The organism is Haloferax prahovense DSM 18310 (assembly GCF_000336815.1).
Taxonomy (GTDB): domain Archaea; phylum Halobacteriota; class Halobacteria; order Halobacteriales; family Haloferacaceae; genus Haloferax; species Haloferax prahovense.
This window is the reverse complement of the sequence record NZ_AOLG01000014.1, coordinates 80,625-105,606: the sequence shown is the minus strand read 5'-3', so window position 1 is coordinate 105,606 and position 24,982 is coordinate 80,625. Positions and strand designations below refer to the sequence as shown.

Here is a 24,982-nt window from a genome sequence, read left to right as displayed (position 1 = left end):
CGGTCCCGCCGTTTCGACCCAAAGTACCAATTGGGTCGCACGCGGACCCTGTGGGTATGCGACTTTCTCGACAGAGCGGGGTGTTCATGCACGTCACCTCGGTCCCGGGGCCCCACGGCATCGGCGACCTTGGCGACGGTGCTCGCGCCTTCGTTGACTTCCTCTCCGACGCCGAACAGTCGATGTGGCAGTTCTGCCCCCTCGGGCCGACCGAGCCAGCCATGGCGAACTCGCCGTATCAATCGTCCTCCTCGTTCGCCGGCAATCCGCTTCTCATCGACCTCACGGACCTCGTAGAGCGCGGATGGCTCACCGACGACGACCTCGAACCCGTTCCCGACTTCGACCCTCACGCCGTCGATTACGAACGCGTCGGCGAGTACAAGCGCTCGCGGCTCCGCACCGCCTTCGACCGCTTCGAGGCCGAGGCCGCCGAGGACGACCGCGCCGCCCTCGACGCCTTCCGCGAGCGCGAGGCCGGCTGGCTCGAAGATTACGCGCTGTTCGCCGCCCTGAAAGACGAGTTCCAACGAGCGTGGATAGACTGGCCGACCGAGTTGAAGACCCGCGATCCCGACGCCCTCGCCGACGCCCGCGAGGAGTACGCCGACGAGATTCGCTACCGCGAGTTCGTCCAGTTCTGCTTCGACGAGCAGTGGCGCGCCCTCGCCGACTACGCCGACGAGAAGGGCGTCACCCTCGTCGGCGACCTCCCCATCTACGTCGCCCTCGACAGCGCCGACGTGTGGGCCGCCCCGGAGGCATTCGACCTCACCGAATCGAACGAACCGGCCGTGGTCGCCGGCGTCCCGCCGAACCCGAACGACTCCGGCCAGCGCTGGGGCAACCCGCTGTACGACTGGGAGACGCTCCGCGAGAACGGCTACGGCTGGTGGCTCGACCGCCTCCGCCGCCTGTTCGACCTCGTGGACGTGACCCGCATCGACCACTTCAAGGGGTTCGACGAGTTCTGGGCCATCGACGCCGACTCCGACGACCCCGGCGACGGCGAGTGGCGCGACGCCCCCGGCCACGACTTCTTCGAGACGGTCGAGCGCGAACTGGGCGACCTCCCCTTCATCGTCGAGGACCTCGGCTTCCTCGACGCCTCGCTGGTCGACCTCCGCGACCGGTTCGCCTTCCCCGGCATGCGCGTCCCGCAGTACGCCGACTGGTGCAGCGAGGGCGACATGTACCAGCCGATGCACTACCCGGAGAACTCGGTCGCCTACACCTCGACCCACGACACCGACACGTTCGTCGGCTACTACCGCGACCTCGACGACCGCACCCGCGACTGCCTCCACTACAACATCGGCGCGGACGGCTCGGAGATTCACTGGTCCATCATCGACGCCGTCTGGAACTCCGCGTCCGTCCTCGCGTTCACGACGACGCAGGACCTCCTCGGTCTCGGCTCCGAGACCCGCTTCAACACCCCCGGCACGCAGACCGGCAACTGGGAGTGGCGCGTCACCCGCAAGGGCCTCGACGACGGCGTCGCCGACCGCCTCGCGAACCTCACGGACCTCCACATCCGCAACTGAGGCCGCCGCCCCTCGCCTCGGTTCGACTACACCTTTTTCAGTCGCCCACCCGACGGCAACGGTATGTCTCGCCGCCTCGGCCTCGGCGCGTTCGCCGCCGGGCTCATCGCCGCGGTTCTCTCGGCGCTCGTCCGCGCGACGACCCCCCTTTCGGACTTCGACGTGCCCAACGCCGACTTGCTCCTCTCGAAGGGGCTGTCTGCCGCCGCGGTCGCACTCGTCGCCTACGGCGTCTACCGGTTTCTCGCCGCGTTCTTCGTCGGGCGCATCGCCGACCGCCGCCGGGCCCACGACGTTCGGAACGTCCTCCGACTCACGCTCGGCGGGGTCGCGCTCGTCGGCGTCCTCGGGGCGTTCACGGAGCAGTGGCTCGGCCTGTTGGTCTCGTTCGGCGTCATCGGCTTCGCCGTCACCTTCGCGCTCCAACAGCCGATTCTCTCCTTCATCGGCTGGTTCTACATCCTCGCGAAGCGACCGTACGCGGTCGGCGACCGCGTCAACATCGGCTCGGTCTCCGGCGACGTGGCCGAGGTTGACTTCCTCGTCACGACGCTCTGGGAGACCGGCGGCACCCTCGCGTCGAACCAGCCGTCCGGTCGGACCGTCACCGTCCCGAACTCGCTCGTCCTCTCGTCCGAGGTCGTCAACTACGGCGCGCTGTTCGACCGCGTCTGGACCGAGGTACCCGTGCAGGTGTCCTACGAGACGGACCTCCCGTTCGTCCGCCAACTCCTCTTGGACGTGGCCGACGAGGAACTCGGCGACGACATGGACGCCGCGATGAAACGCTACCGGGCGAGGCTCGCCGAGTCGCCGCTGGACCTCGACGTGGCCGGCGGCCCGACCGTCAACGTCGCACAGGAGGAGTCGTGGGTCGTCTTCCGACTCCGCGTGCTCGTCCCGCCGACTCGCGCCCAGCGCGTCAAAAACCGGCTCTACGAGCGCATTCTCGACCGACTGGGCGACCACCCGGACCGCGTCAGCTTCCCGGTGAGCCGCAACCGCTGAGCGCGACGTGGGTCGCCGCGACCCGCCTCGCCGCCGCCCCGTCTCGATTTGTCGCCGTCTCGACCCGTCGTCCCGTCTCGTCCGCCGGCATCGAAACCCGCAAATCCCCCGCGCCCAACGTCGAAGCGATGGAGACGGGTGTCATCGACCTCGCGAGCCTCGACGGAGCGTTCGACCTCCAATCGACGCTGGAGAGCGGCCAGTCGTACCTCTGGGACCGCCCCGACGGCCGGATGTACGAGCGCGACGCGGCCCACGGCGGCGACGCGTGGTACCAGACGGTCGTCCCGCCGCTCGACGGCGTCTCCGACGAGTCCGCAGTCGTCAGGGTCCGCCAGACCGACGGCGCGCTGGAGTGGGAGTCGAACCTCGACGCCGTCCCGCTTCTCACCCACCTGCTTCGCCTCGACGACGACCTCGACGCCATCGTCTCGGAGATGCCCGACGAACCGCTCGTCCGGCGGGCCTACGAGGCGTACCCGGGCATGCGACTCGTCCGAGACCCGCCGTTCGGCTGTCTCGTCTCGTTCATCTGCTCGGCGCAGATGCGCGTCTCGCGCATCTTCGGGATGCAGTCGCGGCTCAGAGAGTCCTACGGCGAGCGGGTCGAGTTCGACGGCGAGACGTACTTCGCGTACCCGACGCCCGAGCGTCTGGCCGAGGCCACCGAAGACGAACTCCGCGACCTCAGCCTCGGCTATCGCGCGCCCTACGTCCGGCGGACGGCCGAGATGGTCGCCACGGGCGAGGCGACGCCCGCCGAGGCCCGCGGCCGCGACTACGAGGACGCCCGCGACTTCCTGACGACGTTCGTCGGCGTCGGCGACAAGGTCGCGGACTGCGTCCTGCTGTTTTCGCTCGACTACCTCGAAGCCGTCCCGCTCGACACGTGGATTCGGTCGGCCATCGAGGAGCACTACCCCGACTGCGACCGGGGGAACTACGCCGACACCTCGCGGGCCATTCGCGAGCGCCTCGGCGGTCGCTACGCCGGCTACACCCAGACGTACGTCTTCCACTACCTCCGCTCTGGCGGGGAGTGAGCGGGCGGGAGACGGAGTGGCAAGAAGGTTGATACCCTTCGGCACACAACCTCATCGTAACCATGGACTGCAGAGTCGTCGTCGAGGCCGCGGTCCCGGTGTACGACGTGGAAACCGTCGACGAGGCGGTCCGAATCGCCATCTCGAAGACCGGCGAGATGCTCAATCCCGACCTGAAGTACGTCGAGATTAACATGGGCTCTCGGAGCTCGCCCGGCGGCGAGGAACTCCCCCCCGCGTTCATCGCCGCGGACGAGGCGCTCGTCGCCCTCGAACTGGAGATGACCGTCTTCAACGTCGAACAGGAGGAACACGCCTCGCGCATCGCCCGCAAGGAGATCGGCCAACGCCTCGAAAATATCCCGCTGAAGGTGCTGTCGGTCGAACGAGTCGACGACGATTCGGTCGAGACGGACGGCGAGGGGGACACCCGCGCCGAGACCGGCGCTTCGGACGACGACGACGCGCTCGTCGACTTCGACGACCTCGTCGACGACCGCTGAAGCACGGCTTATCGTCGTCGCGGAGGGGACGTCCCAGCGCCATCGAAAGCCCGTGACGACGCCCCACCTCCGTCAAAACGCTATTTCTGCCCGCGAGCGGAACTCATCCATCGGTTCGGCACGGCGGTCGCTCGGGAGCGTTGTCGCGCGAGAGAGCGGCGCGGTCGCTCTCGGATGTAGGGTCGTAGAGGAGAACGCGTTTCTTTTCTCGGTTCAGTCGGCTTGCGGTGCGAGCGGCTCTGGTTCGGCCTCGTGCATCGCTCCGGTGATTCCCTTCGCCAGTTTAAACACGGCTGCTTTGTGGTCCGTCTTGGACTTGTGGATGGATGTCGGTCGTACGCCGAGTTCGTTGTACTCGACGAGACTGATTTCCTCGTCCTCCCAGGCCTCAATCTGGGTGTGGACTTCTGCGAGCAGACCGTGCAGGTGGATGAGTTCCTGCTTCTTCATGAGCAACCACGGCTTGAGACCGGAGGGATATAGTATTATCTTGAGTCACGTTAGCATCCGACTCCCTTAAACCGCCGATTATGGGGGTCTCAGCGGAAATTTCGTGTTCGAACGTTTTCAATTCGTTTGTTGTTTCGCCCCCTCGATAGCGAGCGTCGGCGGAATCTCACGAGTGGTTTATATAGCTATGTAGGGCGCGCGCCGAGCGCCGGTCGCGCGCGCCGGGGGTCGTGAGAATTTTACCCCGGCGTGCGCGTACTGTCGCGCATGGACTACGACGACCAACTGGACCGCGCGCTCTCGGAGTCGCCGGACGTCGCGGAAGGCGGCGACCGCTTCAGCGTTCCGGAGCCGACGGTCCGCCAGGAGGGGAACGTCACGGTCTACGAGAACTTCGCGGCGACCCACGACCGCCTCGCGCGCGAGGCGACGCACGTCCTGAAGTTCTTCCAGACGGAGTTGGGAACGAGCGCCCAAATCGACGACAGAGGTCGCGCGCGGTTCACCGGCGAGTTCCGCCAGCGCCGCATCGCCGACGCGCTCGACGAGTACGTCGAGTCGTTCGTCCTGTGCAGCGAGTGCGGGTCGCCGGACACGAAGTTCGTCACGCAACAAGGTGCCGACGTGCTGAAGTGCGACGCGTGCGGCGCGCTCTCGTCGATTCCCGACATCTAAAAAACGGACGCCAGCCGGGACCGCCCCGGTCGTGAGGCGACCCTCTCTCGCTCCTCGCTACTCGAACTGTTTGAGCGTCTGGAGGTCGCGCTCCGTCCGCATGAACTCGGCCGTGCGCCGCGTCGCGCCGCATCCCTGACACGAGTAGTTGTCGCGGTGAGCGGGGAGATCGGTCGGATTCGTCTCCCAGTCCTTTCCACATTCGGGGCACAAGAGTCGGACGAACGCTTCAACCATACCCCGTATATGCTTCGGGGGTGCGGATAAATGTTGTTACGGTTTAGCACGACCGAGAAAAGTGCGGGCCACCGAGCCCACCGAGCGGTTACGCGAACAGGGTACCGTCTTGGACTTCGAGCAGCTCCTTGTAGCGGTTGCGGATGGTGACTTCGGAGATGTCTGCGACCGTCGAGACCTCGCTTTGGGTCACCTTCTCGTTGGTGAGGAGGGCGGCGGCGTAGACGGCGGCGGCGGCGAGACCGACCGGCGACTTGCCGGAGTGGATACCCGTCTCCTTCGCGTCGCGGAGGAGCTGGCGGGCCTGCCGCTCGGCCTCGTCGGAGAGGCCGAGTTCGCTGGCGAACCGCGGGACGTACTGCTCGGGGTCTGCGGGCTTGATTTCGAGCTTCAGCTCGCGGACGACGTAGCGGTACGTCCGGGTGAGTTCCATCTTATCGACGCGCGAGACCTTCTCCAGTTCGTCGAGCGAGCGGGGAGTGCCCGCCATCCGGGCCGACGCGTACAGCGCCGCGGTGGCGACGCCCTCGATGGAGCGGCCGGGGAGCAGGTCGTCGTTGAGCGCGCGGCGGTAGATGACCGAGGCGGTCTCGCGGACGTTCTCCGGGAGACCGAGGGCCGAGGCCATGCGGTCGATTTCGCCGAGCGCCTGCTTGAGGTTGCGCTCCTTCGAGTCGCGGGTGCGGAACCGCTCGTTCCACGTGCGGAGCCGCTGCATCTGCTCGCGCTGGCGCGGCGAGAGGGACTTGCCGTAGGCGTCCTTGTTCTGCCAGCCGATGTTGGTCGACAGCCCCTTGTCGTGCATCATCTTCGTCGTCGGCGCGCCGACGCGGGACTTGCTGTCGCGCTCGGCGGAGTCGAACGCGCGCCACTCGGGGCCGCGGTCGACCACGGTTTCCTCGACGACGAGGCCGCACTCCTCGCAAATCGTCTCGCCGTGTTCCTCGTCGGTGACGAGGTGGCCGCTACACTCGGGGCAGACCTGCGCTTCGTCCTGCTGTTTTTCGTCTCGCTCCGACTCGCGGGGACGGACGTCCCTGGCCTTTGCGTCGGTACTGTAGGTTCGGGTGGTTGTGGTGTCGCTCATGGTGGGGGGGAAGGCGCGGATACGTCTCGGCCGGGAAGACCACAGAAGACGAAAGAATAATCCGGCTTGGACTGGCCTTACCATCAGTAAGTCCGAAAAGCATATAAACCTTTCGCCGAGGTTATGCGGGTCAATCGCACGATGTGGGGGGATTTGTCGCCATCTCGCCGACGCGAACCGAGCGCCAGACGTGAGCAATCGGGTAGTATATCTCTTTCGTCGCTTAGAGCCAGCTCTCCCGTCGGAAGTAGACGAGCAGGACGGCGGAGACGAGCGCCATGCCGAGCATCGTCGCCGGGTAGCCGTAGGCCCAGCCGAGTTCGGGCATGTTGAACGCCGACGCGCCGGGGTCGAAGTTCATACCGTAGATGCCGACGACGAGCGTGAGCGGGAGGATGATGGTGGCGACGACGGTGAGCGTCTTCATCACCTCGTTCGTCGACTGCGAGAGCGTGTTGAGGTAGATGTCCCGCGCGCCGCGCGCGAGGTCGCGGTACGTCTCCGTGAGGTCGACCAACTCGACGAGGTGGTCGTACACGTCGCGGTAGTACTTCTCCGTCGACTCGCGGACGTAGTCGGGGTCGCCGCGCGCGAGCACGCCGACGGCCTCCCGCGTCGGCCACACGGTTTTCCGGAACGACAGCAGGTCGCGCCGGACCGCGTTCAGCCCCTCGAGCACCTCCGGGTCGGGACCCTCGAGGATGATGTCCTCGATGAGTTCTATCTCCTCGCCGACCTCGTCCAACAGCCCGAAGTACTCGTCGACGATGCGGTCGATGACGCGGTAGGCCACGAAGTCCGGCCCGAACCGGAGCATCCGGGGCTCCTCCCGCTCGATGGCGTTCCATACGTAGTTTATCGGTTCCAGTTCCCGGCGCGTCAGCGTCACGAGCCAGTCGTCGCCGAAGCAGAGCCCCACGGGTCTGGTCTGGACCTCCTCTTCGAACACCTGTTCGCCGGCGCGGAGCGTCGCCACCCGGACGACGACGAACGTGTACTCGTCGTACTCCTCGGCCTTCGGGCGGGCGTCGTTCCGAACGTCCTCGACCGAAAGCGGGTGGACGCCGAACGCCTCGGCGACGCGCTCGAACTCCTCCGCGGCGGTCGTGCGAACCCACGTGGTCCCGTCGGCGTCGCGCGCGGCGTCCAACGCGGTCTCCTCGTAGGCCGACACGCCGTCGTCGCCGTAGACGAGCGCCGAAATCACCGCACGTCACCCCCGATGGCCCAGAGCGTGATGCCGACCATGACGGCCGTCACCGAGAACGCCCGGCCCGGGTAGGCAACGAGCGACCCGACGCCGTAGCCGACGACGCCGAGCGCCGTCACCGCGATACCTGCGGTCCGTACGCGAGTCATGAAACCATCGACCCGCGGCGACGAGAAAAAGGCTCGCCCGAGGCGGCTTACGCTTCAGACGGGTGTTCGACCGACCGAATCAGTTCGAGGACGTTCTCCTCCTCGCCGTCGAGCTGTTGGGGGTACAGCCCGATTGCGATGACGAAGTCCTCGTTGTGCTGGACTTTCGTCACGTGGACGTACACGTCGACTTCCTGCCCGCCGAACCGCGCGGTGGCGCTGTACTTCGTGACGTTAGTCGTCTCGCCGAGCATCTGGACGTTCCGCGAACTGACCTGCTGGACGTCGCTGAGGCCCTGATACCGGTTGTCGACGAGGCGGATGAGGTCGTCGTTCGAGTAGTCGCCGATGGGGTTCCGGGGCTGGCCGGCGACCTCGACCGCGGGCGTCGAGATGACGCTGAACGAGCCGAGTTTGGCCTCGCCGAAGAAGCCGAGGTCCAGCGTCTTCTCGTACGTCGTGATGTGGTTGCTGGCGGCGATTTTACGCTCCTGCCCGCCGAACGAGAGCGTGCGATTCACCGCGAACGTCTCGGTCCCGTTCGTCTCGTAGCCGGCGTTCTCGGCGACGGTCGCGTCCGTCGTGGCCGGTTCGGATTCGAACGTCAGCGTCTCCTCGCCCGTCAGAAAGCCGATACAGCCGCTGGTGAGCACGAGCGCGGCGAGCGCGAGCACCGCGACTACGCGTCTGGAAGTCATTGCCCCGCCATTTCCCCTCGCCGGGCATAAGTTCGGTGGCCGGGCCGCCGCACCCTCGGCTCGGCCTCGCGGAGCAGTCCGCGGGTTTCTGCCTCAGTCATCGAGGTTCCGCGACTTGTTTTCGCGGCGAATCACGCGGCCGCTGTAGAGGTAGTAGGCGGGCGCGACGAACGGGAGCGCGAACGCCGCGCCGAACCAGAGGTGCCGCGACGCGCCCCAGTCGATGCCCTGCCCGCGGAGCGACTTGATGTCGGCGCGGACGAGTCCCGCGTAGAAGACGTGGGTGACGAGGTAGACTGCGAACGCCGGCTCCGGCCCGATGTACAGCGAGACGCCGGTGAACATGACGAACCCGATGGCGTAGATGACCGGCAACACCCCGCGGTAGCGGCCGCGCGCCGGGCGCTGTTTCTGCTGACGCTCGCGCTCGACCGCCGTCCCGCGGCGGTACTCGTCGGTGCTCATGTCGCTACGGTGTGCCCCGCGGGGAAAAAGTGGTTCGCTCAGCCGAGGTACTTGACGTCGACCTCGTGGGGACCGTCGTCCGTCGGGAGCGCGACGGCCTCGCGGAGGTGGTCGCGGACGGCAGAGCGCCACGCTCGGACCGCCTCCGTGTGGCGCTCGTGGTGAGCTTCGACCTCGTACGGCTCCGGCCGCGTCTCGTCGGGTTCGGGGTACGCGGGGGCGTCGTCGCCGACGAAGACCCGCGGGTCGAGGTGTATCGGCTCGGGGTCGGCGTAGTCCGAGGCTTCGCCGCCGGTTCGGTGAATTCGCGCCCGCATCCGCCCGTAGAACGGCGGGGTGACGCGGAGGACGACGGGGTCGTCGCCCCGGCGGTTCGCCTCGAGGGAGGTCACGAGGTCGTCGGTCGTGACTGCGAGCGAGCGGACGGCGCTCGGGTCGGACGACCCGCGCGCGTCGTTCAATCTCCGGCGCGTCGGCGGCTCGTCACGGACCTAGGCCGCAGTTCGCCGCTACACTCCGGACAAGTCGAGCGGTACGACGCGGCGCTCACGGTCGTTTGACACTCACGACAGACGTACGAAGCGCGTTCCATCGAGCATTCGTACGAGACATGGTGTGTTAAAACTTACCACGGCGTACCATGAGCGCCGAACCGCGCCCGCGGGTCCGTGTCCTTTTACCCGAACGGGGCGCAATCCGCCAGTATGACAGACGCATGGTTCGCCGGCGCGGACCCCGACGACCCCGAATCCGGGGCGACGCGAGTCCGAACGGGCCGCGCCTCCGCCCCCGCCGACTGGCCGGCCGAGGCCGTCGACGCCGGGTTCGCCGCCGACGAGACCGACTACTACGCCAAACTCCGCTCGGCGACGCTCGCCGCCGCCAGCGAGGCCGTCGCGGAGCGCGAGCGCGCCGACGACGTGCAACTCGCCCACGCCGTGCGCGCGATGGACGACGCCGAACGGACCGCGAACGAACTCGCCGAGCGGGTCGTCGAGTGGGCCGGCACGCTCTACGAGACCGTCCCGCGCGGCCTCGACGGCGTCCGCGACATCGCCGCCCGCGACCCGAAGACCGCCGCCGAAGAGCGCGTCGTCTCCTACGCAACCCGCGCGGTGGACCTGCTCGACGAGCGCGACGACCTCCGGGCGTTCATCGAAGAGCGCGCGCCCACGACCGCGCCGAACCTCGCCGAGATGGCCGGCCCGGTCCTCGCGGCGCGGCTCATCGCGCTTGCGGGCGGCCTCGAAAGCCTCGCCAAGAAACCGAGCGGAACGGTCCAAGTACTCGGGGCCGAAGACGCCCTCTTCGCGCACCTGAAGGGCCGCGCCACGTCGCCCAAACACGGCGTCATCTTCACTCACGAGTACGTCCGCGGGACGCGCCCGCAGGACCGCGGGTCGGCCGCCCGCGCGCTCGCCGGGAAGCTCTCTATCGCCGCGCGCATCGACCACTACTCGGGCGACTACCGGCCGGACCTGCACGCCGAACTCGCCGACCGGATGGCGACGATTCGCGCCCGCGCCGACGAGGAGGCCGACGAATGAGCGACGATTCCGCCGCCAGTTCCAATGCCGACCTCCCCGAAGGCGTCGAGCGCCGGACGTTCGGCGGCCGCGAGCGCCTCTCGACCCGGGGCGCGCAGGTCTACGGCGAACCCGTGGACGCCGACGGCTGGCGCGCGTGGGACGCCGGGCGCTCGAAGCTCGGCGCGATGCTCGAACTCGGGATGGACACGGGTCTCGTCGGCGACGAGTCGGTCCTCTACCTCGGGGCCGCCTCGGGAACGACCGTCTCGCACGTCGCCGACTTCGCCGGGCCGACCTACGCCGTGGAGTTCGCGCCGCGCCCCGTCCGCGACCTCGTCGGCGTCGCCGAGGACCGCACCAATCTCTTCCCGCTCCTGAAGGACGCGCGCGACCCCGAATCCTACGCGCACGTGGTCGAATCCGGCATCGATTGCCTCGTCATGGACGTGGCGACCCGCGGGCAGGCGACCGTCGCCGTCCGCAACCGACAGTTCCTCGCGGACGACGGTCGGCTCCTGATGGCCGTCAAGGCGCGGAGCGAGGACGTGACCGCCGAGCCGGACGACGTGTTCGACGACGTGGTCGCCGAACTGGGATCCGCTTACGAAATCCTCGACACAGCCCGTCTCGACCGCTTCCACGCCGACCACCTCGGAATCGTCGCCCGGCCGAAGTAGACGGGCGGCGGCGTCACCGTCATCGCTCCGTCTGACGACCGTTCCGAGAGACCTGATTTTCGCCCGTCACTATCGTCCGATTCGCTTGCCCGCGGTCGTGCGACGCGTTCGCCGGCTCCCACGGTGTTTTTAATTCGGCGCAACTTACGCCGTTGCGATGGAACTAGGGTCGGCGGACGCCTTCGACCGAATGGGGACGCTCGGCGTCGAAGAGGAATTCTACATCGTCGATGCCGACGGCCGCCCCACCTCGGGTATCGACGACTTAGTCTACGGACCGGAGCCTCCGGAACCGCTCGCCGGACGACTCGACCACGAGCTGTTCAAGTTCACTATCGAGACGCAGACGCCGCTCATCGAGGCCCCCGACGAGGCCGGCGCGGCCGTCGAGACGGTCCGCGAGGCGCTCGTCGACCACGCCGCTGACCACGGCTACCGCATCGCCGCGGCTGGGCTCCACCCCGCCGCCAAGTGGCGCGAACTCGACCACGCGACGAAGCCCCGGTATCAGGCGCAACTCGACCGGATTCAGTACCCGCAACACCGGAATACGACCGCCGGCCTGCACGTCCACGTCGGCGTCGACGACGCCGACAAGGCCGTCTGGGTCGCCAACGAACTCCGCTGGTACCTCGCACCCCTGCTCGCGCTCTCCGCGAACTCCCCCTTCTGGAACGGCTTCGACACCGGCCTCGCCTCCGCCCGCGCCAAGGTGTTCGAGAACCTCCCGAACACCGGCATGCCGACCGCCTTCGACGACTTCGAGGACTTCCTGCGCTTCGAGCGCCGGATGGTCGAGTACGGCTCGATAGACGACCGAGGCGAACTCTGGTACGACGTGCGCCCCCACACGGGCCACGGGACGGTCGAAATTCGCACCCCCGACGCCCAGACCGACCCCGAGCGCGTCGCCGACTTCGTCGAGTACGTCCACGCGCTCGTCTTGGACCTCGCCGACCGCTACGAGTCCGGCGAATCGGGAACGACGGTCCGCCGGGAACTCCTCGACGAGAACAAGTGGCGCGCGACCCGCTACGGGCGAGACACCGACTTCGTCGCCCCGGATTCCGAGGGCGTCGTGAGCCTCGAATCGTTCGTCGAAAGCGAGACCGACCGCCTCGGCGTCGACGGCCTCCGGTCGCTTCTCGACGCCGAATCCGGCACCGCCGTCCAGCGACGGATTCACGGGGAGTCCGGGCTCGACGCCCTGTGCGAACACTTGACGCTGGACTGAGTCGCACGCCGACGACCGACAGGAAACATTTTTTAGCGCCCCAGTTTTGACCTTTGCCGTAGCACAAATGTCTGCGGACCAGAGCACAGAGGGGAGCGCGGAGTCGACGGACGAAGAACACTCGGGCGGCGCGGCCGACTGCGCCGTCTCCGAGTTCGACGATGGGTTGGTGGACCTGCTCGCGTGGATTCTCGACACGGAGACCCGCGCGCGAATCTACGTCTACCTCCGACAGCACCCCCACTCGACGAGCGAGGAAGTCGCGGAGGGAACCGGCCTCTACCCCAGTACGGTTCGGGAGGCGCTGGCCGAACTCACCGACGACGAGACGGTCGAGCGCCGCAAGCGGAAGAGTTCCGGCGCGGGCAACAACCCCTACGAGTACGTCGCAATCGCGCCGAGCGACCTCGTGAAGGGCGTCTCCGGACAGGTGCAAGAGCAGTTGAACGCCGTGTTCAACCTCGACCGACACCTCGGAACCGACCGCACCGACGAGACCGAACCGGTCACGATTACGGTCCGCGAGGAGTAGCTCCGCGGTCTGCCGGCTGCTGCGGTGCCTCGCCCGATTTCGGGAGCCCTTCGCTCGCCGCGGGTGCTGGTCCGTTAGGCTAACCCGACCCGCTTAAGTCGCGCCGCATCCACCGCGAGAGTATGCACGTCGCGCTGGGCGGGACGTTCGACCCTGTCCACGATGGACACCTCGCGCTGTTCGAGCGAGCGTTCGAATTGGGTGATGTCACGGTCGGACTCACGAGCGACGAACTCGCACCGAAGACGCGACACGTCGACCGCTACGTCCGGCCCTTCGACGACCGCAAGGCCGACCTCGAAGCCGAACTCCGACCGCTCGCCGAGGAGTACGACCGCGAGTTCGAGGTCCGCGAACTCGACAAACCGACCGGCATCGCGACCGAGGAGGGCTTCGACGTCCTCATCGTCTCGCCCGAGACGCGGGGCGGCGGCGAGCGCGTCAACGAGATTCGAGAGGAGAAAGGTCTCAAACCCCTCCGTATCGAGGTCGTCGAGCACGTCCCCGCCGAAGACGGCGAGCGCATCTCCTCGACCCGCATCGTCTCCGGGGAGATAGACCGCCACGGCAACCTCACGCCCGACCGCGAGGGTCGCGGTCGGACGCCCCCGAGCGACGAATAGTTTTCACGCTCACGGTCGTATCGTCGCCCATGCGACACCCGCTTTTCGCCAGCTTCGCCGTCGGCGTCGTCGCCGCGGTCCTCGTCGGCATCGCCGTCACCGAGCTGGCCGCTCGGTGGATTTTCTTCTCGCTCTTCGTCGGTATCCCGGCCGGCCTCGTCGCCGGGATCCTCGCCGTCGCGGTGACCTACGCGGTCTTGACCCGGCGGATGGCACCGACGCGCTCCTCGGAGTGACCGGCTACCAACTCGGAGGTCGGAAGCCGGCCTCCCGCAGGAGGTCCTTCCAGCGCTGTTGGATGCTGAGCCGCGACACATCCATGGCCTCGGCGACGGCGGTCTGCGAGCGCTCCTCGCCGGCGATGAGCGCGCCGGCGTAGAGGCTGGCGGCGGCGACGGCCTTCTTCGAGCGGTCCTCGTCGGGCAACTGCGTGAGAAACATGTCCGAGGCGTACGAGCGGGCCTCGCTACCGAGTTCGAGGCCGTCGGCGGCGGCGTCGATGCGGGCCAGCCACTCCTGATTGTCTCGCTGGTCTCGGGCGCTGTACATGGTCGTCGTTGCGGCCGCGGGAGCATAATCCCCGCGGCGAGCCCTCGTGACGTTTATATATCGGTGCGGGAAATGTGCGGTCGAAGGGCGAGCGTCGTCCGACTGCGCGCGGGTAGCCAAGTGGCCAAAGGCGCAGCGCTTAGGGCGCTGTGGTGTAGACCTTCGCAGGTTCGAACCCTGTCCCGCGCATACCGTCTCGAACACCGTGAGAGACGTGTATGCAAGCAGAAGGGTTCGACCCCTACGAGACGAGCGCGGCGAGTCTCGGTCCGGTTCGAACCCTGTCCCGCGCGCTTTCTGTTGAAACTCGTCGTCGCTGATAGCGTTGAGACCGTGGCGAGTGGGGGGAGTGGGGAGTTCGAAAACAGCAGATAGACCGCCACTCCGGGGCCCGAGCCTTCGTCATCGAATTGTGTGCTCGCGGACCTCGATACTCCCGTTTTCAAGGACGGTGAGTTCGAACGACTCCGTGGTACCGACCGGCCGTTCCCACTGCACCGTTCCGTTCACCGCGACGGAGACCGTCTGGCGGGTCGGCTGCAACTGGTCGGTCAGGTCGAGGCCGCCGTTTCCACCGTCGTCGGAGAGCGTCTCATTGAACACCTCTTCACCGCCGACTGCGACAGCAACGCGCCCTGTAAACCCGGCCTCTGGATAGAGTGACAGTCGGGTCTTGGGTGTCCGGTCGGTGAGCGCCCCCGTCCGCTCGGGCGTCGAGGTCGACTCAGTCGGAGACTGTGTGGTCGCCGCGGACGGAGACGTCGTTTCGGCTGTCGTCGTGTCGCGGGCTCCGATTCCCGAGCACCCCGCGAGAATAATCAGAAGAGCCGTTAGCACGACAGAGGTCGAGTTACGCATCTCTCTAATCACCAACATCACAACAGGCTGTCAAACCTCTTGTGGGGCCACCCAGACGCGGGGGATTCAAACAGAACGCCCTCTCATCCCGCCGCAGTCCCGTACTCCACGCTTAAACACCCCGAATACGTTCGGAGGAAATATTACCACCGAGCCGTCCAACTCCCCGACGAATGCCTACGCAGTCACTCTACGCTCGCCTCGGCGGCCACGAGGCCGTCGAAGCAGTCGTCTCGGACTTCTACGACCGCGTCCTCGCCGACGACTCGGTCGCGCACTACTTCGACGACATCGACATGGTCGAACAGCGCGCCCATCAGGTCAAGTTCATCAGCGCCGTCGCGGGCGGTCCCGTCGAGTACGACGGGGCCGACATGCGGGCGGCCCACGACCACCTCGACCTCTCGGGCGAGGACTTCGACGCCATCGCCGAACACCTCGCGGCCGCGCTCGACGAAAACGGCGTCGCCCCGGAAGACGCCGATGCGATTCTCGACGAAGTCGCCGCGCTCAGAGCCCCGATTCTGGGGCAGTAAGCTCCGTTCGGCTCCATTCGGGGAGAATCAGTCGCCGGTTTCGACCGGCCGAATCGCGCACGCCACGCGTCAGACGCGACACAACCCTTTTTCTCACCCGGTGTGTCTCTCCACCAATGGCGGCGTTATCCGAGTTATTGGGCGACCTCGTGGCGGACGTCGATGGGCTGTTTCTGTTCACGCCGAGTCACTCCCACTACGAGCAGTTCGCTGAGACGGACGTTCCGACGGTGGTCATCGCGCCGGAGAACACGGTCGAAGCCGAGACGTTCGTGGAGCTGCCCCTCCAGTTCCAGAACGTCAAGGACCGCATCCGCTTCGGCGTCGAGGGCGCGATGGAACAGAGTATCGTCGAAGCGGGAGATACCATCGCCTGCAACGTCGGTGTCTTCGGCGGCGACCTCGACTCGCTCGTCCGGGTTCGCGTCGAGGAGAACATGCGGTCGGGAATCTACGACCTCTTTGCGAACTCCCGGGCGGACCCCGGCGTCATCCGCGACGTGTTCGAGGTAGCCATCGAACTGGGTAAGAAGGGGCAGAAGGGCGAACCCGTCGGCGCGTTGTTCATCGTCGGCGACGCGGGGAAGGTGATGAACAAGTCGCGGCCGCTTTCGTACAACCCCTTCGAGAAGTCCCACGTCTACGTCGGCGACCCCATCGTCAACGTGATGCTCAAGGAGTTCTCGCGGCTCGACGGCGCGTTCGTCATCTCCGACTCGGGGAAAATCGTCTCGGCGTACCGCTACCTCGAACCCTCGGCGGAGGGCGTCGACATCCCGAAGGGGCTGGGCGCGCGGCACATGGCCGGCGGCGCCATCACCCGCGACACCAACGCCACCGCCATCGTTCTCTCGGAGTCCGACGGACTCGTCCGGGCGTTCAAAGGCGGCAAGATGATTCTCGAAATCGACCCGGAGGCGTACTGAGATGCCGGGGCCCGTTTCGGCGTCCCTCGTCCACTCGTCGGCCGGTCCCGAGCCAGCGTCCACAGCAGCATCCGCGTCCGCGCCCGTATTCACGTTCGAGTCTGCCGCCCCGCTTCAGACGGTCGGCGGCGCCGTCGACGACATCGTCCGGATAGTCGGGCTCCGGTTTCTCGGCGTGCTCGCTATCCTGTTTCTCGGGTTGGTGCTCGCGTACGTCGCGGGGACGCTCGTCCGTCGACTCCTCATCAGCGTCGGCGTCCCCGAGGCCATCGAGGGAACCGCCTTCGAGCGGACCGCCCGCGACTTCGAGACATCGACGGTCGAAATCCTGTCGTGGCTGACGCGGTATTTCGTCCTCGGCATCAGCGTCTTCGCCGCTCTCTCGTTCGCCGGGGTCAACTACGCAGACCGCTTCTGGGGGCTCGTTATCGCCATCCTGCCGCAACTGTTCATCGCCATCTTGGTCCTCATCATCGGCGTCGTCGTCGGCGACAAGGTCGAACTCCTCGTCGCCGAGCGGTTCCGCGCGGTCAAACTCCCGCAGGTGAACGTCCTCCCGTCGCTCGCCAAATACACCGTCTTCTTTCTCGCCACGCTGGTCGCGCTCTCGCAGGTCGGCGTCGCCACGCTCGCGCTCATCGTCCTCCTCGCGTCGTACATGCTGGGGCTCATCGTGCTCAGTGCCGTCGCGTTCCGCGACCTACTCCGCTCGGGCGCGGCGGGGACGTACCTCCTTTTCACCCAACCGTACAGCATCGGCGATGAAATCGTCGTCGGCGAGGTCAGCGGCGTCGTTCAGGAACTCGATATGTTCGTCACCCACGTCGAATCCGAGGACACTGAGTTCGTCATCCCGAATGCCCGTGTCCTCGACAAGGGCGTCGGCCGTGTTCGATAGGTAAACAATCTCGACGACTGATGTTTTCGGAAATTTTGTCATACCGTTACCATAACAGTTTAGAAGTGGTCCGAAGATTGTCTCATATCGGCTCCCCCTGAAGACGATGACGGAGAACCTCCCCACCCTCGACGTTACTGCCCCCTCAACCCGAGCGTTTGAGGTTGCAGAGACGCTACTTCGAGGGTTTCACTTTCAGGATATGCGGGAGACACATCTTCTCAGCTGCGACTTCGACGCCGCGATGACCGCCGCGGAGCGTGCGGTACATCATATGTCCGAGGCGTTCGTCGCCGAGTTTCCCGACGTTCCCGCCGAGCGCGCCGAGCGCGCCGGCGAACTGTTCATGCGCGCGCTCTTCCTCCAGGACGAAATCGAAAACCGAGACGCCTTCGAGGCCTGCTTCGAACACGACGTCCCACCCGGAGCGTTCGTCTCGTCCGTTCCCGACGACTCCGAGCCGGACGCGATAAACGACGACCCGCGGTGGCGGGACGTTCGAGAACTCCTCGGTACCGTCTGTGACGAACTCGACATAAACCCGGAATACGCGACGCTCCACACCCGATTTTGGCGACTCCACGGACAGGAGGTCGACGGCTGGGAGACCGTCGCTCGGCGGGCCCACCGCATCAAAGTCGCACGGATGGCCCCCTCGGCCGACGGCGAAACCGTCGATAACCTCGCACAGTATTTCGTCGTCGGCGTCACCCGTCACGACGAGTGGGTCCGAGAGAGCCCCGAGCGCGATGTTTCTTCCGCAATCGACATCGTCGCACACTATTACCAACGGCTGTTCGACCTCAGAGACGAGTCATAAAGGGGTCATAAACCAGGCATAAACGAACACCGTTAGTGAAATACAACTGATACATTTTCGGTGGTGAAACGACCGCCGAAAATAAGTATTGGTGGTAGAATTATCTCTGCAGACCGAACATGGAGGATACCGACCCGGAACTGTATCGCGAGGCTTTCCGAAGTGCGGATATCCCCATGTTGATTGCGGATACGAATTTCGCTTTTCGTGACATTAACGACGCCGGATTGGAGTTCCTCGGCTACGACTACGACGACATCGTCGGCGAGTCGGTCGGACTCATCGCCGCCGACGAGGAGATATACTACGAAATCGTCGAGCAGATGATCGCCGGCGAGACGTGGTCCGGGGAGTTCATGGCGCGGCGGAAAGACCAGCAGGTCGTCTACGGACAGGGGTTCGCCAGCCCGATGGTCGTCGACGGCGACGTGGAGGGGTTTCTCGCCTTCTTCGTCGACACGACCAAACAGCGCCGCTACGAGAACGCCTCGGAGGTGCTCAACCGCCTCCTCCGGCACGACCTCCGGAACGAACTCAACGTCGTCTACGGCTACACCCAGCAGGTCGCCAGCCGAATCGACGACGAGCAGGCGCTGGAGGAACTCGACCTCGTCCAGGAGAAGGTCCTCGAAATCGTCCACAAGTCCGAGCGCGCCCGCGACCTCCGCGAGCACCTCGAACGCTCCCACGACGTGTCCAACCACCCGGTCCGCCTCGACGTGGTGTTGAACAACAAAATCGTCGACGCCATGATAGAGTTCCCGGACGCCGAGTTCGAGTTCGGGTCGTTCCCCGAGGTCGAGGTCATCGGCGACGACCTCCTCGGCGAGGCCATCGAGTGTCTGCTCGAAAACGCGGTCATGCACAACGACAAGGAGACGCCGCGGGTCGAAGTCTCGGCCGACCGCGACGGCGGCTTCGTCATCGTCCGCGTCGCCGACAACGGCCCGGGGGTCCCCGAGGAGCACCGGGACCTCATCTTCGGCCGCGAGGAGTACGACCAACTGCACCACGGCACGGGTATCAGCCTCTTTTTCGCCGACAACGTCATCTCGTCGTACAACGGCACCATCTGGGTCGAAGACCGCGAGGACGGCGAGGGCGCGGTCTTCTGCGTCCGTCTGCAGGAACAGTCCACGGTGGACGACTGACCGCGGGCCGCGGGCCGCGACGACGACCGATTACGCTCCGTCAGTCTCGTCGCCGGACATGGGTCTCGCGGGCACGCCGGCGACCGTCTCTCCCGCGGGCACGTCACGCGTGACGAGCGAGTTCGCCGCGACCTGCGCGCCTTCGCCGATGCGGACGCCCGGCAGGATGGTCGCCTTCGCGCCTATCATGGCGCGCTCGCCGACGACGACCTCGCCGGTCCGGTACTCGTCCTGCAGGAACTCGTGACAGAGGATGACCGAGTCGTAGCCGATGATTGCGTCGTCTTCGATGGTGATGAGTTCCGGCCAGAACACGTCGGGGGTCGCTTCGAGGCCCCACGAGACGCCCGCCCCGACGGTGACGCCGATGCGCCGGAGCGCCCAGTTTCTGACCCAGAGCGACGGCGCGATGCGGGCGACGAGGACGAACACGTAGTTGAGCATCACGCGCCAGACGGGCTTGGCGTCGGTCCAGTACTGCAGCGAGTTCCGCGGGCCGGGCGTCGGGTGGTGCTGGATTCGGTCGTGTCGGCGGGCGTCGCTGTCCGCCGGTGCGGCATCGTCGTCGGTCACGTCCGTCGATTGGGCCGCGGAGGTAAAAGCGCCCTCGCCGCGGCGGCGACGAGAGAACTAGAACATCGGTCTCGCCGGGTCGGTTGCCGCTTACTCGCCGCGGAGTTCGGCCATGTGGTCGATGCGGCGCTGGACGAGCGCCGCCGTGCCGATGTCGTGGCGGATGTGGAAGCCCTCGCCGGCGTCGGCGAGCGCATCCTCCGCGAGCTCCTCCGCTTCGGCGATGCTGTCGGCGACGCCGACCACGGCGAACGACCGGGAGGTCGTCGTGTAGAGGCCGTCCTCGCGGTCGTCGACGCTCGCGTAGAACAGCAGCGCGCCGGCGTCCTCGTCCACCTCGACCGTGATTTCCGCGCCGGCTTCGGGGTCCGTCGGGTAGCCCTCGGGGACGGCGTACTTACAGACCGTCGCGGCCTCGGCGAAGTCGAGTTCGGGTAGTGATTCGCCCTCGCGGGCGGCCGTGAGTACGTCGATGAAGGGCGTTTCGAGGACCGGCAGGGTGTTCATCGCCTCGGGGTCGCCGAAGCGGGCGTTGAACTCGATGACCTTCGGGCCCTCGGTCGTGAGCATGAACTGGCCGTAGAGGATACCCTTGTAGTCGGGGAGCGCCTCGACGACGGCCTCGATGACCTCGACGGCGGCCTCGTAGTCGCCGTCGGCCATGAACGGCAGGGACGGCGTCACGTCGGTGTAGCTTCCCATGCCGCCGGTGTTCGGTCCCTCGTCGCCCTCGTAGGCGCGCTTGTGGTCCTGCACGGCGGGGCTGACGCGGAACTCGCCGTTGGCGACGAACGCCTGAATCGTGAACTCCTCGCCGACGAGGCGCTCTTCGAGGACGACGCGCTCGTAGTCCGAGTCGCGGAGGTACGCCTTCGCCTCCTCGGGCGTCACCTGGTCGCCGATGACCTTCACGCCCTTGCCGCCGGTGAGGCCCGCGGGCTTGACCGCGAGGTCGCCGTCGTAGTCGTCGATGTAGTCGCAGGCGGCCTCCATGTCGTCGAAGGTGGCGAAGTCGGGGTTGCCCGGAATCTCCTCGTCGCGCATGAACTGCCGCTGGAACGCCTTGTCCGTCTCGATGCGCGCTTCGGCCGCCTGCGGGCCGAACGTGTAGACGCCGGCGTCGTCGAGGGCGTCGGAGACGCCCGCCGCAAGGCCGGACTCGGGGCCGACGACCGCGAGCGTCGCGCCGACCGACTCGGCGTAGGCGACGATGTCCTCGGCGGCGGTCTCCGAAATCGTCTCGAAGTCCTCGGCGAGGGCGGCGATGCCGGGGTTTCGGTTGCTGGCGCAGGCGTACAGGTCGCAGTCGGGGGCCAGCGCGCGGGCAATCGCGTGCTCGCGGCCGCCGCCGCCGACGAGAAGGACGGTCTCGCTCATGGTCGCATACCCTGCGCACGGGAGTGTAAAGATTGCTCTTTATCGGCGGCGAAATAGGCACGATTGTGGTTATTCACGGTCGCCAACGAGGGAGACCCGCTGTCCCACCCGCACCCCGAGTCGGCCGCGTCGGCCGTCTCCACGCCGCTTTAGTTCCCGGAGCGCCGACTGCGACGCATGTCCGACCCGGTGGGACGCAACCGACTCGACGAGGAGCAGAGCCCGTACCTCCGCCAGCACGCGGACAATCCGGTCAACTGGCAACCGTGGGACGAGACGGCGCTCGACGCCGCCCGCGAGGCGGACAAGCCCATCTTCCTCTCGGTCGGCTACTCGGCGTGCCACTGGTGTCACGTCATGGCCGACGAGAGCTTCTCGGACCCCGACATCGCCGAGGTGCTCAACGAGCACTTCGTCCCGGTGAAAGTCGACCGCGAGGAGCGCCCCGACCTCGACCGCATCTACCAGACCATCTGTCAGCTCGTCACCGGCGGCGGCGGCTGGCCGCTTTCCGTCTGGCTCACGCCCGAGGGCAAGCCCTTCTTCGTCGGCACGTACTTCCCGCCGGAGCCCCGCCGCGGCGCGCCCGGCTTCCGCGACCTCGTCGAGAGTTTCGCCGAGTCGTGGCGGACCGACCGCGACGAGATAGCAAACCGCGCCGAGCAGTGGACGAGCGCCATCACCGACCGACTGGAGGAGACGCCCGACGTACCCGGCGAAGCCCCCGGCTCGGACGTCCTCGACAGCACTGTGCAGGCGGCTCTCCGCGGTGCGGACCGCGACCACGGCGGCTTCGGTGGCGACGGGCCGAAGTTCCCCCAACCCGGACGTATCGACGCTCTACTCCGCGGCTACGCCGTCTCCGGTCGCCGCGAAGCGCTCGACGTGGCGCGGCAGAGCCTCGACGCGATGGCCAACGGCGGCCTCCGCGACCACCTCGGCGGCGGCTTCCACCGCTACTGCGTCGACCGCGAGTGGACTGTCCCGCACTTCGAGAAGATGTTGTACGACCAGGCCGGCCTCGCCTCGCGGTACCTCGACGCCGCCCGACTCACCGGCAACGAGTCCTATGCGACCGTCGCCGCCGAGACGTTCGAGTTCGTCCGCCGCGAACTCACCCACGACGACGGCGGCTTCTTCGCCACCCTCGACGCCCAGTCCGGCGGCGAGGAGGGCACCTTCTACGTCTGGACGCCCGACGACGTGCGCGACCTCCTCCCCGAACTCGACGCCGACCTCTTTTGCGACCGCTACGGCGTCACGCCCGGCGGCAACTTCGAGAACAAGACGACCGTCCTGAACGTCTCGGCGACGACCGCCGAACTCGCCGACGAGTACGACCTCGACGAATCCGAGGTGGAAGACCGCCTCGAAAAGGCCCGGAAAGCCCTGTTCGCCGCCCGGGAGGGGCGCGAGCGCCCCGCCCGCGACGAGAAGGTGCTCGCCGGCTGGAACGGCCTGATGATTTCGGCGTTCGCGCAGGGGTCGGTCGTCCTCGAAGACGACTCGCTCGCTTCCGACGCCCGCCGCGCCCTCGACTTCGTGCGCGAGCGCCTCTGGGACGACGAGACCGAGACGCTCTCGCGGCGCGTGATGAACGGCGAGGTGAAAGGCGACGGCTACCTCGAAGACTACGCCTTCCTCGCGCGCGGCGCGTTCGACCTCTATCAGGCCACCGGCGACCTCGCCCCGCTCTCGTTCGCGCTCGACCTCGCGCGGGCGACCCGCCGCGAGTTCTACGACGCCGACGCGGGCACGCTCTACTTCACCCCCGAGAGCGGCGAGTCGCTCGTCACCCGGCCGCAGGAGCCGACCGACCAGTCCACGCCGTCGAGCCTCGGCGTCGCCACGTCGCTGTTCTTGGACCTCGAACAGTTCGCGCCGGACGCCGACTTCGGCGACGTCGCGGACGCGGTCCTCGGCTCGTTCGCCAACCGCGTCCGCGGCAGTCCGCTCGAACACGTCTCGCTCGCGCTCGCCGCCGAGAAGGCCGCCAGCGGCGTCCCCGAACTCACCATCGCGGCCGACGAGGTCTCCGACGAGTGGCGCGAGACGCTCGCCTCGCGGTACCTCCCCGGCCTCGTCGTCTCCCGTCGCCCCGGCACCGACGAGGAACTCGACGCGTGGCTGGACGAACTCGGACTTGACGAGGCCCCGCCAATCTGGGCCGGCCGCGAGATGGCCGACGGCGAACCCACCGTCTACGCCTGCGAGAACTTCACCTGCTCCGCGCCGACCCACGACCTCGACGAGGCGCTGGCGTGGTTCACGGCGGGCGAACCCGCAGGTGCGGCCGAAGACGACTGAGACGGCGCTTCCGACTCAGAGCCGCGTTCCGTCGTACCGCCGCCGCAACGACCGAACCGTTTTTGCGACTCGCTCGGCGCGCTCGCGGGTCACGCACGGGACGACTTTCTCACCCGTCGGCGTGTCGAAGACGAGCGTCGTTTCGTCGACGATGTCGAGACGCCGCGCCGAGAGCGCGGAACAGTGGGTCCGACTCCGCCGCCCGTCCAGCGTCGATTGCACGATTGCCGTGGTGTCGAAGCGGTAGGCGTGGTCGTCGGTCTCCCAGCGCTCGTGGACCAGCGACGCCACGAGCACACCGACCCGGTCGGCGAGCAGTTCCTGAATCGACGCCACGACCGCCTCGGGGAGCGGCGGCGACTCGCCCCAGAGCATCGACTCGTGGGGAATCGTCGTGAGCAGGTCGTCGCCGCGGTCGTCGAGGAGCGCGAGGCGAAACACGAAGTGCTCTCCGACCATCGTCGTCGCGGCGTCGAGAAGCGCGAACAGCGCGTCCTCGCCATCGCGGTCGAGAGAGAAGATGCGGGTTCCGCCGTCCGGGCGCTCGGGGTCGAGCGCGTCGACTGCCGCGAGCGCACTGGAGCATCGCTCGATGCCGTCTTCTCCGTACTCCCCGTTGAGGCATCTCTCGTCGAGTTCCGCCCGAACCGCGCTTGCGACGGGGACGGCCTCGGCGAACACCGGGACGAGGTCGCGGCGGTAGTCGTCGCTGTCGAGGTGATAGCGCCGTGATTCTTCCCCGTTGTCCGGGCGCTCACCGCGGTCTCCGCTGCGCTTCTCAGACATCTGTTGACTCCCGAGACAGCTGCGCTCGTCGCATCGCATCGCCGTACCCGCGGGTGTCCTATCACGGTTTCGGCGGGATTCGATTGACTCGGGGGATTCGACTGCGTGGGCGAATTGGGTGGGTTCGAGAAAACGAACAATCGGAGCCGGCGCTCAGTTCGAGAGCTGGTCCGCGAGGTAGACCGCAATCGGAACGTCTTCTTCCTCCACGAAGCGGGCGACCTCTTCGCCGTCGAGTTCGACGACGACCGTCGGGATGAGTTCGATGTCGTACTCCTCGACGAGCGGGCCGACTTTCGAGCCGTCGTCGGCCTTTTCGACGGGGTAGTGGTCGATTCGCTCGGCGGGGACGCCGGCGGCGTCGAGGGCCGCCGCGAAGTCGGGAAGCTGTCCGCGGCAGTCGCCGCACCAGTCGCCGCCCCAGACCTTGAACGTGTACTCTTCGGCCGCGAGGGCGTCGACCACGTCGGGGTAAGAGGCCGCGTCCCACGCGGGGTTCGGTTGCATCGTTTCGAGCGTCTCAGCTTCGGCCAT

At 67.0% G+C, this 24,982-nt stretch carries 32 protein-coding genes and 1 tRNA gene; 18 read left to right on the top strand and 15 right to left on the bottom strand.

The window, feature by feature from the left end; genetic code table 11:
* Positions 1–56 precede the first annotated feature (56 nt).
* From malQ to C457_RS08480, 4 genes are all read left to right on the top strand, one after another.
* On the top strand, positions 57–1,547 hold the full coding sequence (malQ, locus tag C457_RS08495; RefSeq protein ID WP_049913455.1) for a 4-alpha-glucanotransferase: 1,491 nt from the start codon (positions 57–59) through the stop codon (positions 1,545–1,547).
* 63 nt (positions 1,548–1,610) lie between these two features.
* Entirely contained in the window at positions 1,611–2,555 is a 945-nt protein-coding gene (locus C457_RS08490) for a mechanosensitive ion channel family protein (protein ID WP_008093663.1), read from the top strand.
* A gap of 128 nt (positions 2,556–2,683) precedes the next feature.
* Positions 2,684–3,598, top strand: coding sequence for a DNA-3-methyladenine glycosylase family protein (locus C457_RS08485; protein WP_008093662.1), 915 nt, complete (start codon positions 2,684–2,686; stop codon positions 3,596–3,598).
* A gap of 62 nt (positions 3,599–3,660) precedes the next feature.
* The gene (locus C457_RS08480) at positions 3,661–4,101 is read left to right on the top strand and encodes a DUF555 domain-containing protein (protein ID WP_008093661.1); all 441 of its coding nucleotides are present in this window, start codon (positions 3,661–3,663) and stop codon (positions 4,099–4,101) included.
* Positions 4,102–4,314: 213 nt separating this feature from the next.
* On the opposite strand, the gene C457_RS08475 is transcribed toward C457_RS08480, so the two are convergent.
* Positions 4,315–4,551, bottom strand: coding sequence for a UPF0058 family protein (locus tag C457_RS08475; protein WP_008093660.1), 237 nt, complete (start codon positions 4,549–4,551; stop codon positions 4,315–4,317).
* 267 nt (positions 4,552–4,818) lie between these two features.
* On the opposite strand from C457_RS08475, the gene C457_RS08470 reads away from it, so the two are divergent.
* Positions 4,819–5,226 (top strand): translation initiation factor IF-2 subunit beta, encoded by a 408-nt coding sequence (locus tag C457_RS08470; protein WP_008093659.1) that lies wholly within the window; start codon positions 4,819–4,821, stop codon positions 5,224–5,226.
* Positions 5,227–5,283: 57 nt separating this feature from the next.
* Here C457_RS08470 and C457_RS08465 read toward each other — a convergent pair whose 3' ends face one another.
* The 8 genes from C457_RS08465 to C457_RS21145 form a co-directional block, all read right to left on the bottom strand.
* Entirely contained in the window at positions 5,284–5,463 is a 180-nt protein-coding gene (locus C457_RS08465; RefSeq protein ID WP_004976607.1) for a DUF7836 family putative zinc-binding protein, read from the bottom strand.
* Positions 5,464–5,551: 88 nt separating this feature from the next.
* The gene (locus tag C457_RS08460) at positions 5,552–6,550 is read right to left on the bottom strand and encodes a transcription initiation factor IIB (RefSeq protein ID WP_008093657.1); all 999 of its coding nucleotides are present in this window, start codon (positions 6,548–6,550) and stop codon (positions 5,552–5,554) included.
* Positions 6,551–6,773: 223 nt separating this feature from the next.
* A complete protein-coding gene (gene corA, locus C457_RS08455) occupies positions 6,774–7,757 on the bottom strand; it encodes a magnesium/cobalt transporter CorA (protein WP_008093655.1) in 984 nt (327 codons plus the stop codon).
* On the bottom strand, positions 7,754–7,909 hold the full coding sequence (locus C457_RS20610; RefSeq protein WP_004976613.1) for a hypothetical protein: 156 nt from the start codon (positions 7,907–7,909) through the stop codon (positions 7,754–7,756). Before C457_RS20610 ends, corA begins: the two co-directional genes overlap by 4 nt.
* A 47-nt stretch (positions 7,910–7,956) precedes the next feature.
* Positions 7,957–8,583, bottom strand: a complete 627-nt coding sequence (locus C457_RS08450; RefSeq protein WP_008093654.1) for a DUF6517 family protein — start codon at positions 8,581–8,583, stop codon at positions 7,957–7,959.
* 117 nt (positions 8,584–8,700) lie between these two features.
* On the bottom strand, positions 8,701–9,072 hold the full coding sequence (locus C457_RS08445; RefSeq protein WP_008093653.1) for a hypothetical protein: 372 nt from the start codon (positions 9,070–9,072) through the stop codon (positions 8,701–8,703).
* 38 nt (positions 9,073–9,110) lie between these two features.
* A complete protein-coding gene (locus C457_RS08440) occupies positions 9,111–9,533 on the bottom strand; it encodes a hypothetical protein (protein ID WP_008093652.1) in 423 nt (140 codons plus the stop codon).
* On the bottom strand, positions 9,530–9,664 hold the full coding sequence (locus C457_RS21145) for a rubrerythrin-like domain-containing protein (protein ID WP_115819275.1): 135 nt from the start codon (positions 9,662–9,664) through the stop codon (positions 9,530–9,532). The genes C457_RS08440 and C457_RS21145 overlap by 4 nt, the downstream gene beginning before the upstream one ends.
* A 112-nt stretch (positions 9,665–9,776) precedes the next feature.
* Between C457_RS21145 and C457_RS08435 the strand changes: the two genes are divergently transcribed.
* The 6 genes from C457_RS08435 to C457_RS08410 all read left to right on the top strand — a co-directional run bounded on the left by C457_RS08435 (position 9,777) and on the right by C457_RS08410 (position 13,903).
* Positions 9,777–10,619, top strand: coding sequence for an NOP5/NOP56 family protein (locus C457_RS08435; protein ID WP_008093651.1), 843 nt, complete (start codon positions 9,777–9,779; stop codon positions 10,617–10,619).
* Complete coding sequence (locus C457_RS08430) at positions 10,616–11,278, top strand: fibrillarin-like rRNA/tRNA 2'-O-methyltransferase (protein WP_008093650.1); 663 nt, start codon at positions 10,616–10,618, stop codon at positions 11,276–11,278. Before C457_RS08435 ends, C457_RS08430 begins: the two co-directional genes overlap by 4 nt.
* A gap of 157 nt (positions 11,279–11,435) precedes the next feature.
* Positions 11,436–12,512, top strand: a complete 1,077-nt coding sequence (locus C457_RS08425) for a glutamate--cysteine ligase (RefSeq protein WP_008093649.1) — start codon at positions 11,436–11,438, stop codon at positions 12,510–12,512.
* A gap of 67 nt (positions 12,513–12,579) precedes the next feature.
* Positions 12,580–13,044 (top strand): winged helix-turn-helix domain-containing protein, encoded by a 465-nt coding sequence (locus C457_RS08420; protein WP_004976627.1) that lies wholly within the window; start codon positions 12,580–12,582, stop codon positions 13,042–13,044.
* Between the two features lie 122 nt (positions 13,045–13,166).
* Positions 13,167–13,667: a phosphopantetheine adenylyltransferase gene (locus C457_RS08415; protein WP_008093648.1), complete on the top strand. Its 501-nt coding sequence runs from the start codon at positions 13,167–13,169 to the stop codon at positions 13,665–13,667.
* A 29-nt stretch (positions 13,668–13,696) separates the two neighbouring features.
* Positions 13,697–13,903, top strand: coding sequence for a hypothetical protein (locus C457_RS08410; RefSeq protein WP_008093647.1), 207 nt, complete (start codon positions 13,697–13,699; stop codon positions 13,901–13,903).
* A gap of 4 nt (positions 13,904–13,907) precedes the next feature.
* Here C457_RS08410 and C457_RS08405 read toward each other — a convergent pair whose 3' ends face one another.
* On the bottom strand, positions 13,908–14,216 hold the full coding sequence (locus tag C457_RS08405; protein ID WP_004976640.1) for a transcription factor tfiib repeat-containing protein: 309 nt from the start codon (positions 14,214–14,216) through the stop codon (positions 13,908–13,910).
* 106 nt (positions 14,217–14,322) lie between these two features.
* Here C457_RS08405 and C457_RS08400 point away from each other — a divergent pair.
* Positions 14,323–14,405: transfer RNA gene (locus C457_RS08400), tRNA-Leu, on the top strand.
* 213 nt (positions 14,406–14,618) lie between these two features.
* On the opposite strand, the gene C457_RS08395 is transcribed toward C457_RS08400, so the two are convergent.
* Positions 14,619–14,819 (bottom strand): hypothetical protein, encoded by a 201-nt coding sequence (locus C457_RS08395; RefSeq protein WP_008093646.1) that lies wholly within the window; start codon positions 14,817–14,819, stop codon positions 14,619–14,621.
* A 428-nt stretch (positions 14,820–15,247) separates the two neighbouring features.
* On the opposite strand from C457_RS08395, the gene C457_RS08390 reads away from it, so the two are divergent.
* The 5 genes from C457_RS08390 (at position 15,248) to C457_RS08370 (ending at position 19,405) form a co-directional block, all read left to right on the top strand.
* Positions 15,248–15,610, top strand: coding sequence for a group I truncated hemoglobin (locus C457_RS08390; RefSeq protein ID WP_008093645.1), 363 nt, complete (start codon positions 15,248–15,250; stop codon positions 15,608–15,610).
* A gap of 116 nt (positions 15,611–15,726) precedes the next feature.
* On the top strand, positions 15,727–16,536 hold the full coding sequence (dacZ, locus tag C457_RS08385) for a diadenylate cyclase (RefSeq protein WP_008093643.1): 810 nt from the start codon (positions 15,727–15,729) through the stop codon (positions 16,534–16,536).
* A 1-nt stretch (position 16,537) separates the two neighbouring features.
* On the top strand, positions 16,538–17,434 hold the full coding sequence (locus tag C457_RS08380; protein ID WP_008093641.1) for a mechanosensitive ion channel family protein: 897 nt from the start codon (positions 16,538–16,540) through the stop codon (positions 17,432–17,434).
* 274 nt (positions 17,435–17,708) lie between these two features.
* Positions 17,709–18,254, top strand: a complete 546-nt coding sequence (locus C457_RS08375; protein ID WP_008093639.1) for a hypothetical protein — start codon at positions 17,709–17,711, stop codon at positions 18,252–18,254.
* Between the two features lie 119 nt (positions 18,255–18,373).
* A complete protein-coding gene (locus C457_RS08370) occupies positions 18,374–19,405 on the top strand; it encodes a sensor histidine kinase (RefSeq protein WP_049913452.1) in 1,032 nt (343 codons plus the stop codon).
* A gap of 30 nt (positions 19,406–19,435) precedes the next feature.
* Here the strand turns inward: C457_RS08370 and C457_RS08365 are convergent, their stop codons facing one another.
* Both C457_RS08365 and purD read right to left on the bottom strand, forming a co-directional pair.
* Entirely contained in the window at positions 19,436–19,978 is a 543-nt protein-coding gene (locus C457_RS08365) for an acyltransferase (RefSeq protein ID WP_008093636.1), read from the bottom strand.
* A 90-nt stretch (positions 19,979–20,068) separates the two neighbouring features.
* A complete protein-coding gene (gene purD, locus C457_RS08360) occupies positions 20,069–21,355 on the bottom strand; it encodes a phosphoribosylamine--glycine ligase (RefSeq protein WP_004976657.1) in 1,287 nt (428 codons plus the stop codon).
* Between the two features lie 177 nt (positions 21,356–21,532).
* Between purD and C457_RS08355 the strand changes: the two genes are divergently transcribed.
* Positions 21,533–23,662 carry a thioredoxin domain-containing protein gene (locus tag C457_RS08355; protein ID WP_008093633.1) on the top strand — a complete coding sequence of 710 codons (2,130 nt, stop codon included), beginning with the start codon at positions 21,533–21,535 and terminating at the stop codon, positions 23,660–23,662.
* A 15-nt stretch (positions 23,663–23,677) separates the two neighbouring features.
* Here the strand turns inward: C457_RS08355 and C457_RS08350 are convergent, their stop codons facing one another.
* Positions 23,678–24,448: a hypothetical protein gene (locus C457_RS08350; protein WP_008093631.1), complete on the bottom strand. Its 771-nt coding sequence runs from the start codon at positions 24,446–24,448 to the stop codon at positions 23,678–23,680.
* 153 nt (positions 24,449–24,601) lie between these two features.
* A complete protein-coding gene (locus C457_RS08345) occupies positions 24,602–24,982 on the bottom strand; it encodes a thioredoxin family protein (protein WP_008093629.1) in 381 nt (126 codons plus the stop codon).

Excerpts from the sequence above, each read along its gene's own strand:
- malQ (WP_049913455.1), top strand. The coding sequence starts at position 57 with ATGCGACTTTCTCGACAGAGCGGGGTGTTCATGCACGTCACCTCGGTC.
- C457_RS08490 (WP_008093663.1), top strand. The coding sequence starts at position 1,611 with ATGTCTCGCCGCCTCGGCCTCGGCGCGTTCGCCGCCGGGCTCATCGCC.
- C457_RS08485 (WP_008093662.1), top strand. The coding sequence starts at position 2,684 with ATGGAGACGGGTGTCATCGACCTCGCGAGCCTCGACGGAGCGTTCGAC.
- C457_RS08480 (WP_008093661.1), top strand. The coding sequence starts at position 3,661 with ATGGACTGCAGAGTCGTCGTCGAGGCCGCGGTCCCGGTGTACGACGTG.
- C457_RS08475 (WP_008093660.1), bottom strand. The coding sequence starts at position 4,551 with ATGAAGAAGCAGGAACTCATCCACCTGCACGGTCTGCTCGCAGAAGTC.
- C457_RS08470 (WP_008093659.1), top strand. The coding sequence starts at position 4,819 with ATGGACTACGACGACCAACTGGACCGCGCGCTCTCGGAGTCGCCGGAC.
- C457_RS08465 (WP_004976607.1), bottom strand. The coding sequence starts at position 5,463 with ATGGTTGAAGCGTTCGTCCGACTCTTGTGCCCCGAATGTGGAAAGGAC.
- C457_RS08460 (WP_008093657.1), bottom strand. The coding sequence starts at position 6,550 with ATGAGCGACACCACAACCACCCGAACCTACAGTACCGACGCAAAGGCC.
- C457_RS20610 (WP_004976613.1), bottom strand. The coding sequence starts at position 7,909 with ATGACTCGCGTACGGACCGCAGGTATCGCGGTGACGGCGCTCGGCGTC.
- C457_RS08445 (WP_008093653.1), bottom strand. The coding sequence starts at position 9,072 with ATGAGCACCGACGAGTACCGCCGCGGGACGGCGGTCGAGCGCGAGCGT.
- C457_RS21145 (WP_115819275.1), bottom strand. The coding sequence starts at position 9,664 with ATGGAACGCGCTTCGTACGTCTGTCGTGAGTGTCAAACGACCGTGAGC.
- C457_RS08435 (WP_008093651.1), top strand. The coding sequence starts at position 9,777 with ATGACAGACGCATGGTTCGCCGGCGCGGACCCCGACGACCCCGAATCC.
- C457_RS08430 (WP_008093650.1), top strand. The coding sequence starts at position 10,616 with ATGAGCGACGATTCCGCCGCCAGTTCCAATGCCGACCTCCCCGAAGGC.
- C457_RS08425 (WP_008093649.1), top strand. The coding sequence starts at position 11,436 with ATGGAACTAGGGTCGGCGGACGCCTTCGACCGAATGGGGACGCTCGGC.
- C457_RS08420 (WP_004976627.1), top strand. The coding sequence starts at position 12,580 with ATGTCTGCGGACCAGAGCACAGAGGGGAGCGCGGAGTCGACGGACGAA.
- C457_RS08415 (WP_008093648.1), top strand. The coding sequence starts at position 13,167 with ATGCACGTCGCGCTGGGCGGGACGTTCGACCCTGTCCACGATGGACAC.
- C457_RS08410 (WP_008093647.1), top strand. The coding sequence starts at position 13,697 with ATGCGACACCCGCTTTTCGCCAGCTTCGCCGTCGGCGTCGTCGCCGCG.
- C457_RS08405 (WP_004976640.1), bottom strand. The coding sequence starts at position 14,216 with ATGTACAGCGCCCGAGACCAGCGAGACAATCAGGAGTGGCTGGCCCGC.
- C457_RS08390 (WP_008093645.1), top strand. The coding sequence starts at position 15,248 with ATGCCTACGCAGTCACTCTACGCTCGCCTCGGCGGCCACGAGGCCGTC.
- dacZ (WP_008093643.1), top strand. The coding sequence starts at position 15,727 with ATGGCGGCGTTATCCGAGTTATTGGGCGACCTCGTGGCGGACGTCGAT.
- C457_RS08380 (WP_008093641.1), top strand. The coding sequence starts at position 16,538 with ATGCCGGGGCCCGTTTCGGCGTCCCTCGTCCACTCGTCGGCCGGTCCC.
- C457_RS08375 (WP_008093639.1), top strand. The coding sequence starts at position 17,709 with ATGTCCGAGGCGTTCGTCGCCGAGTTTCCCGACGTTCCCGCCGAGCGC.
- C457_RS08370 (WP_049913452.1), top strand. The coding sequence starts at position 18,374 with ATGGAGGATACCGACCCGGAACTGTATCGCGAGGCTTTCCGAAGTGCG.
- purD (WP_004976657.1), bottom strand. The coding sequence starts at position 21,355 with ATGAGCGAGACCGTCCTTCTCGTCGGCGGCGGCGGCCGCGAGCACGCG.
- C457_RS08355 (WP_008093633.1), top strand. The coding sequence starts at position 21,533 with ATGTCCGACCCGGTGGGACGCAACCGACTCGACGAGGAGCAGAGCCCG.
- C457_RS08350 (WP_008093631.1), bottom strand. The coding sequence starts at position 24,448 with ATGTCTGAGAAGCGCAGCGGAGACCGCGGTGAGCGCCCGGACAACGGG.
- C457_RS08345 (WP_008093629.1), bottom strand. The coding sequence starts at position 24,982 with ATGGCCGAAGCTGAGACGCTCGAAACGATGCAACCGAACCCCGCGTGG.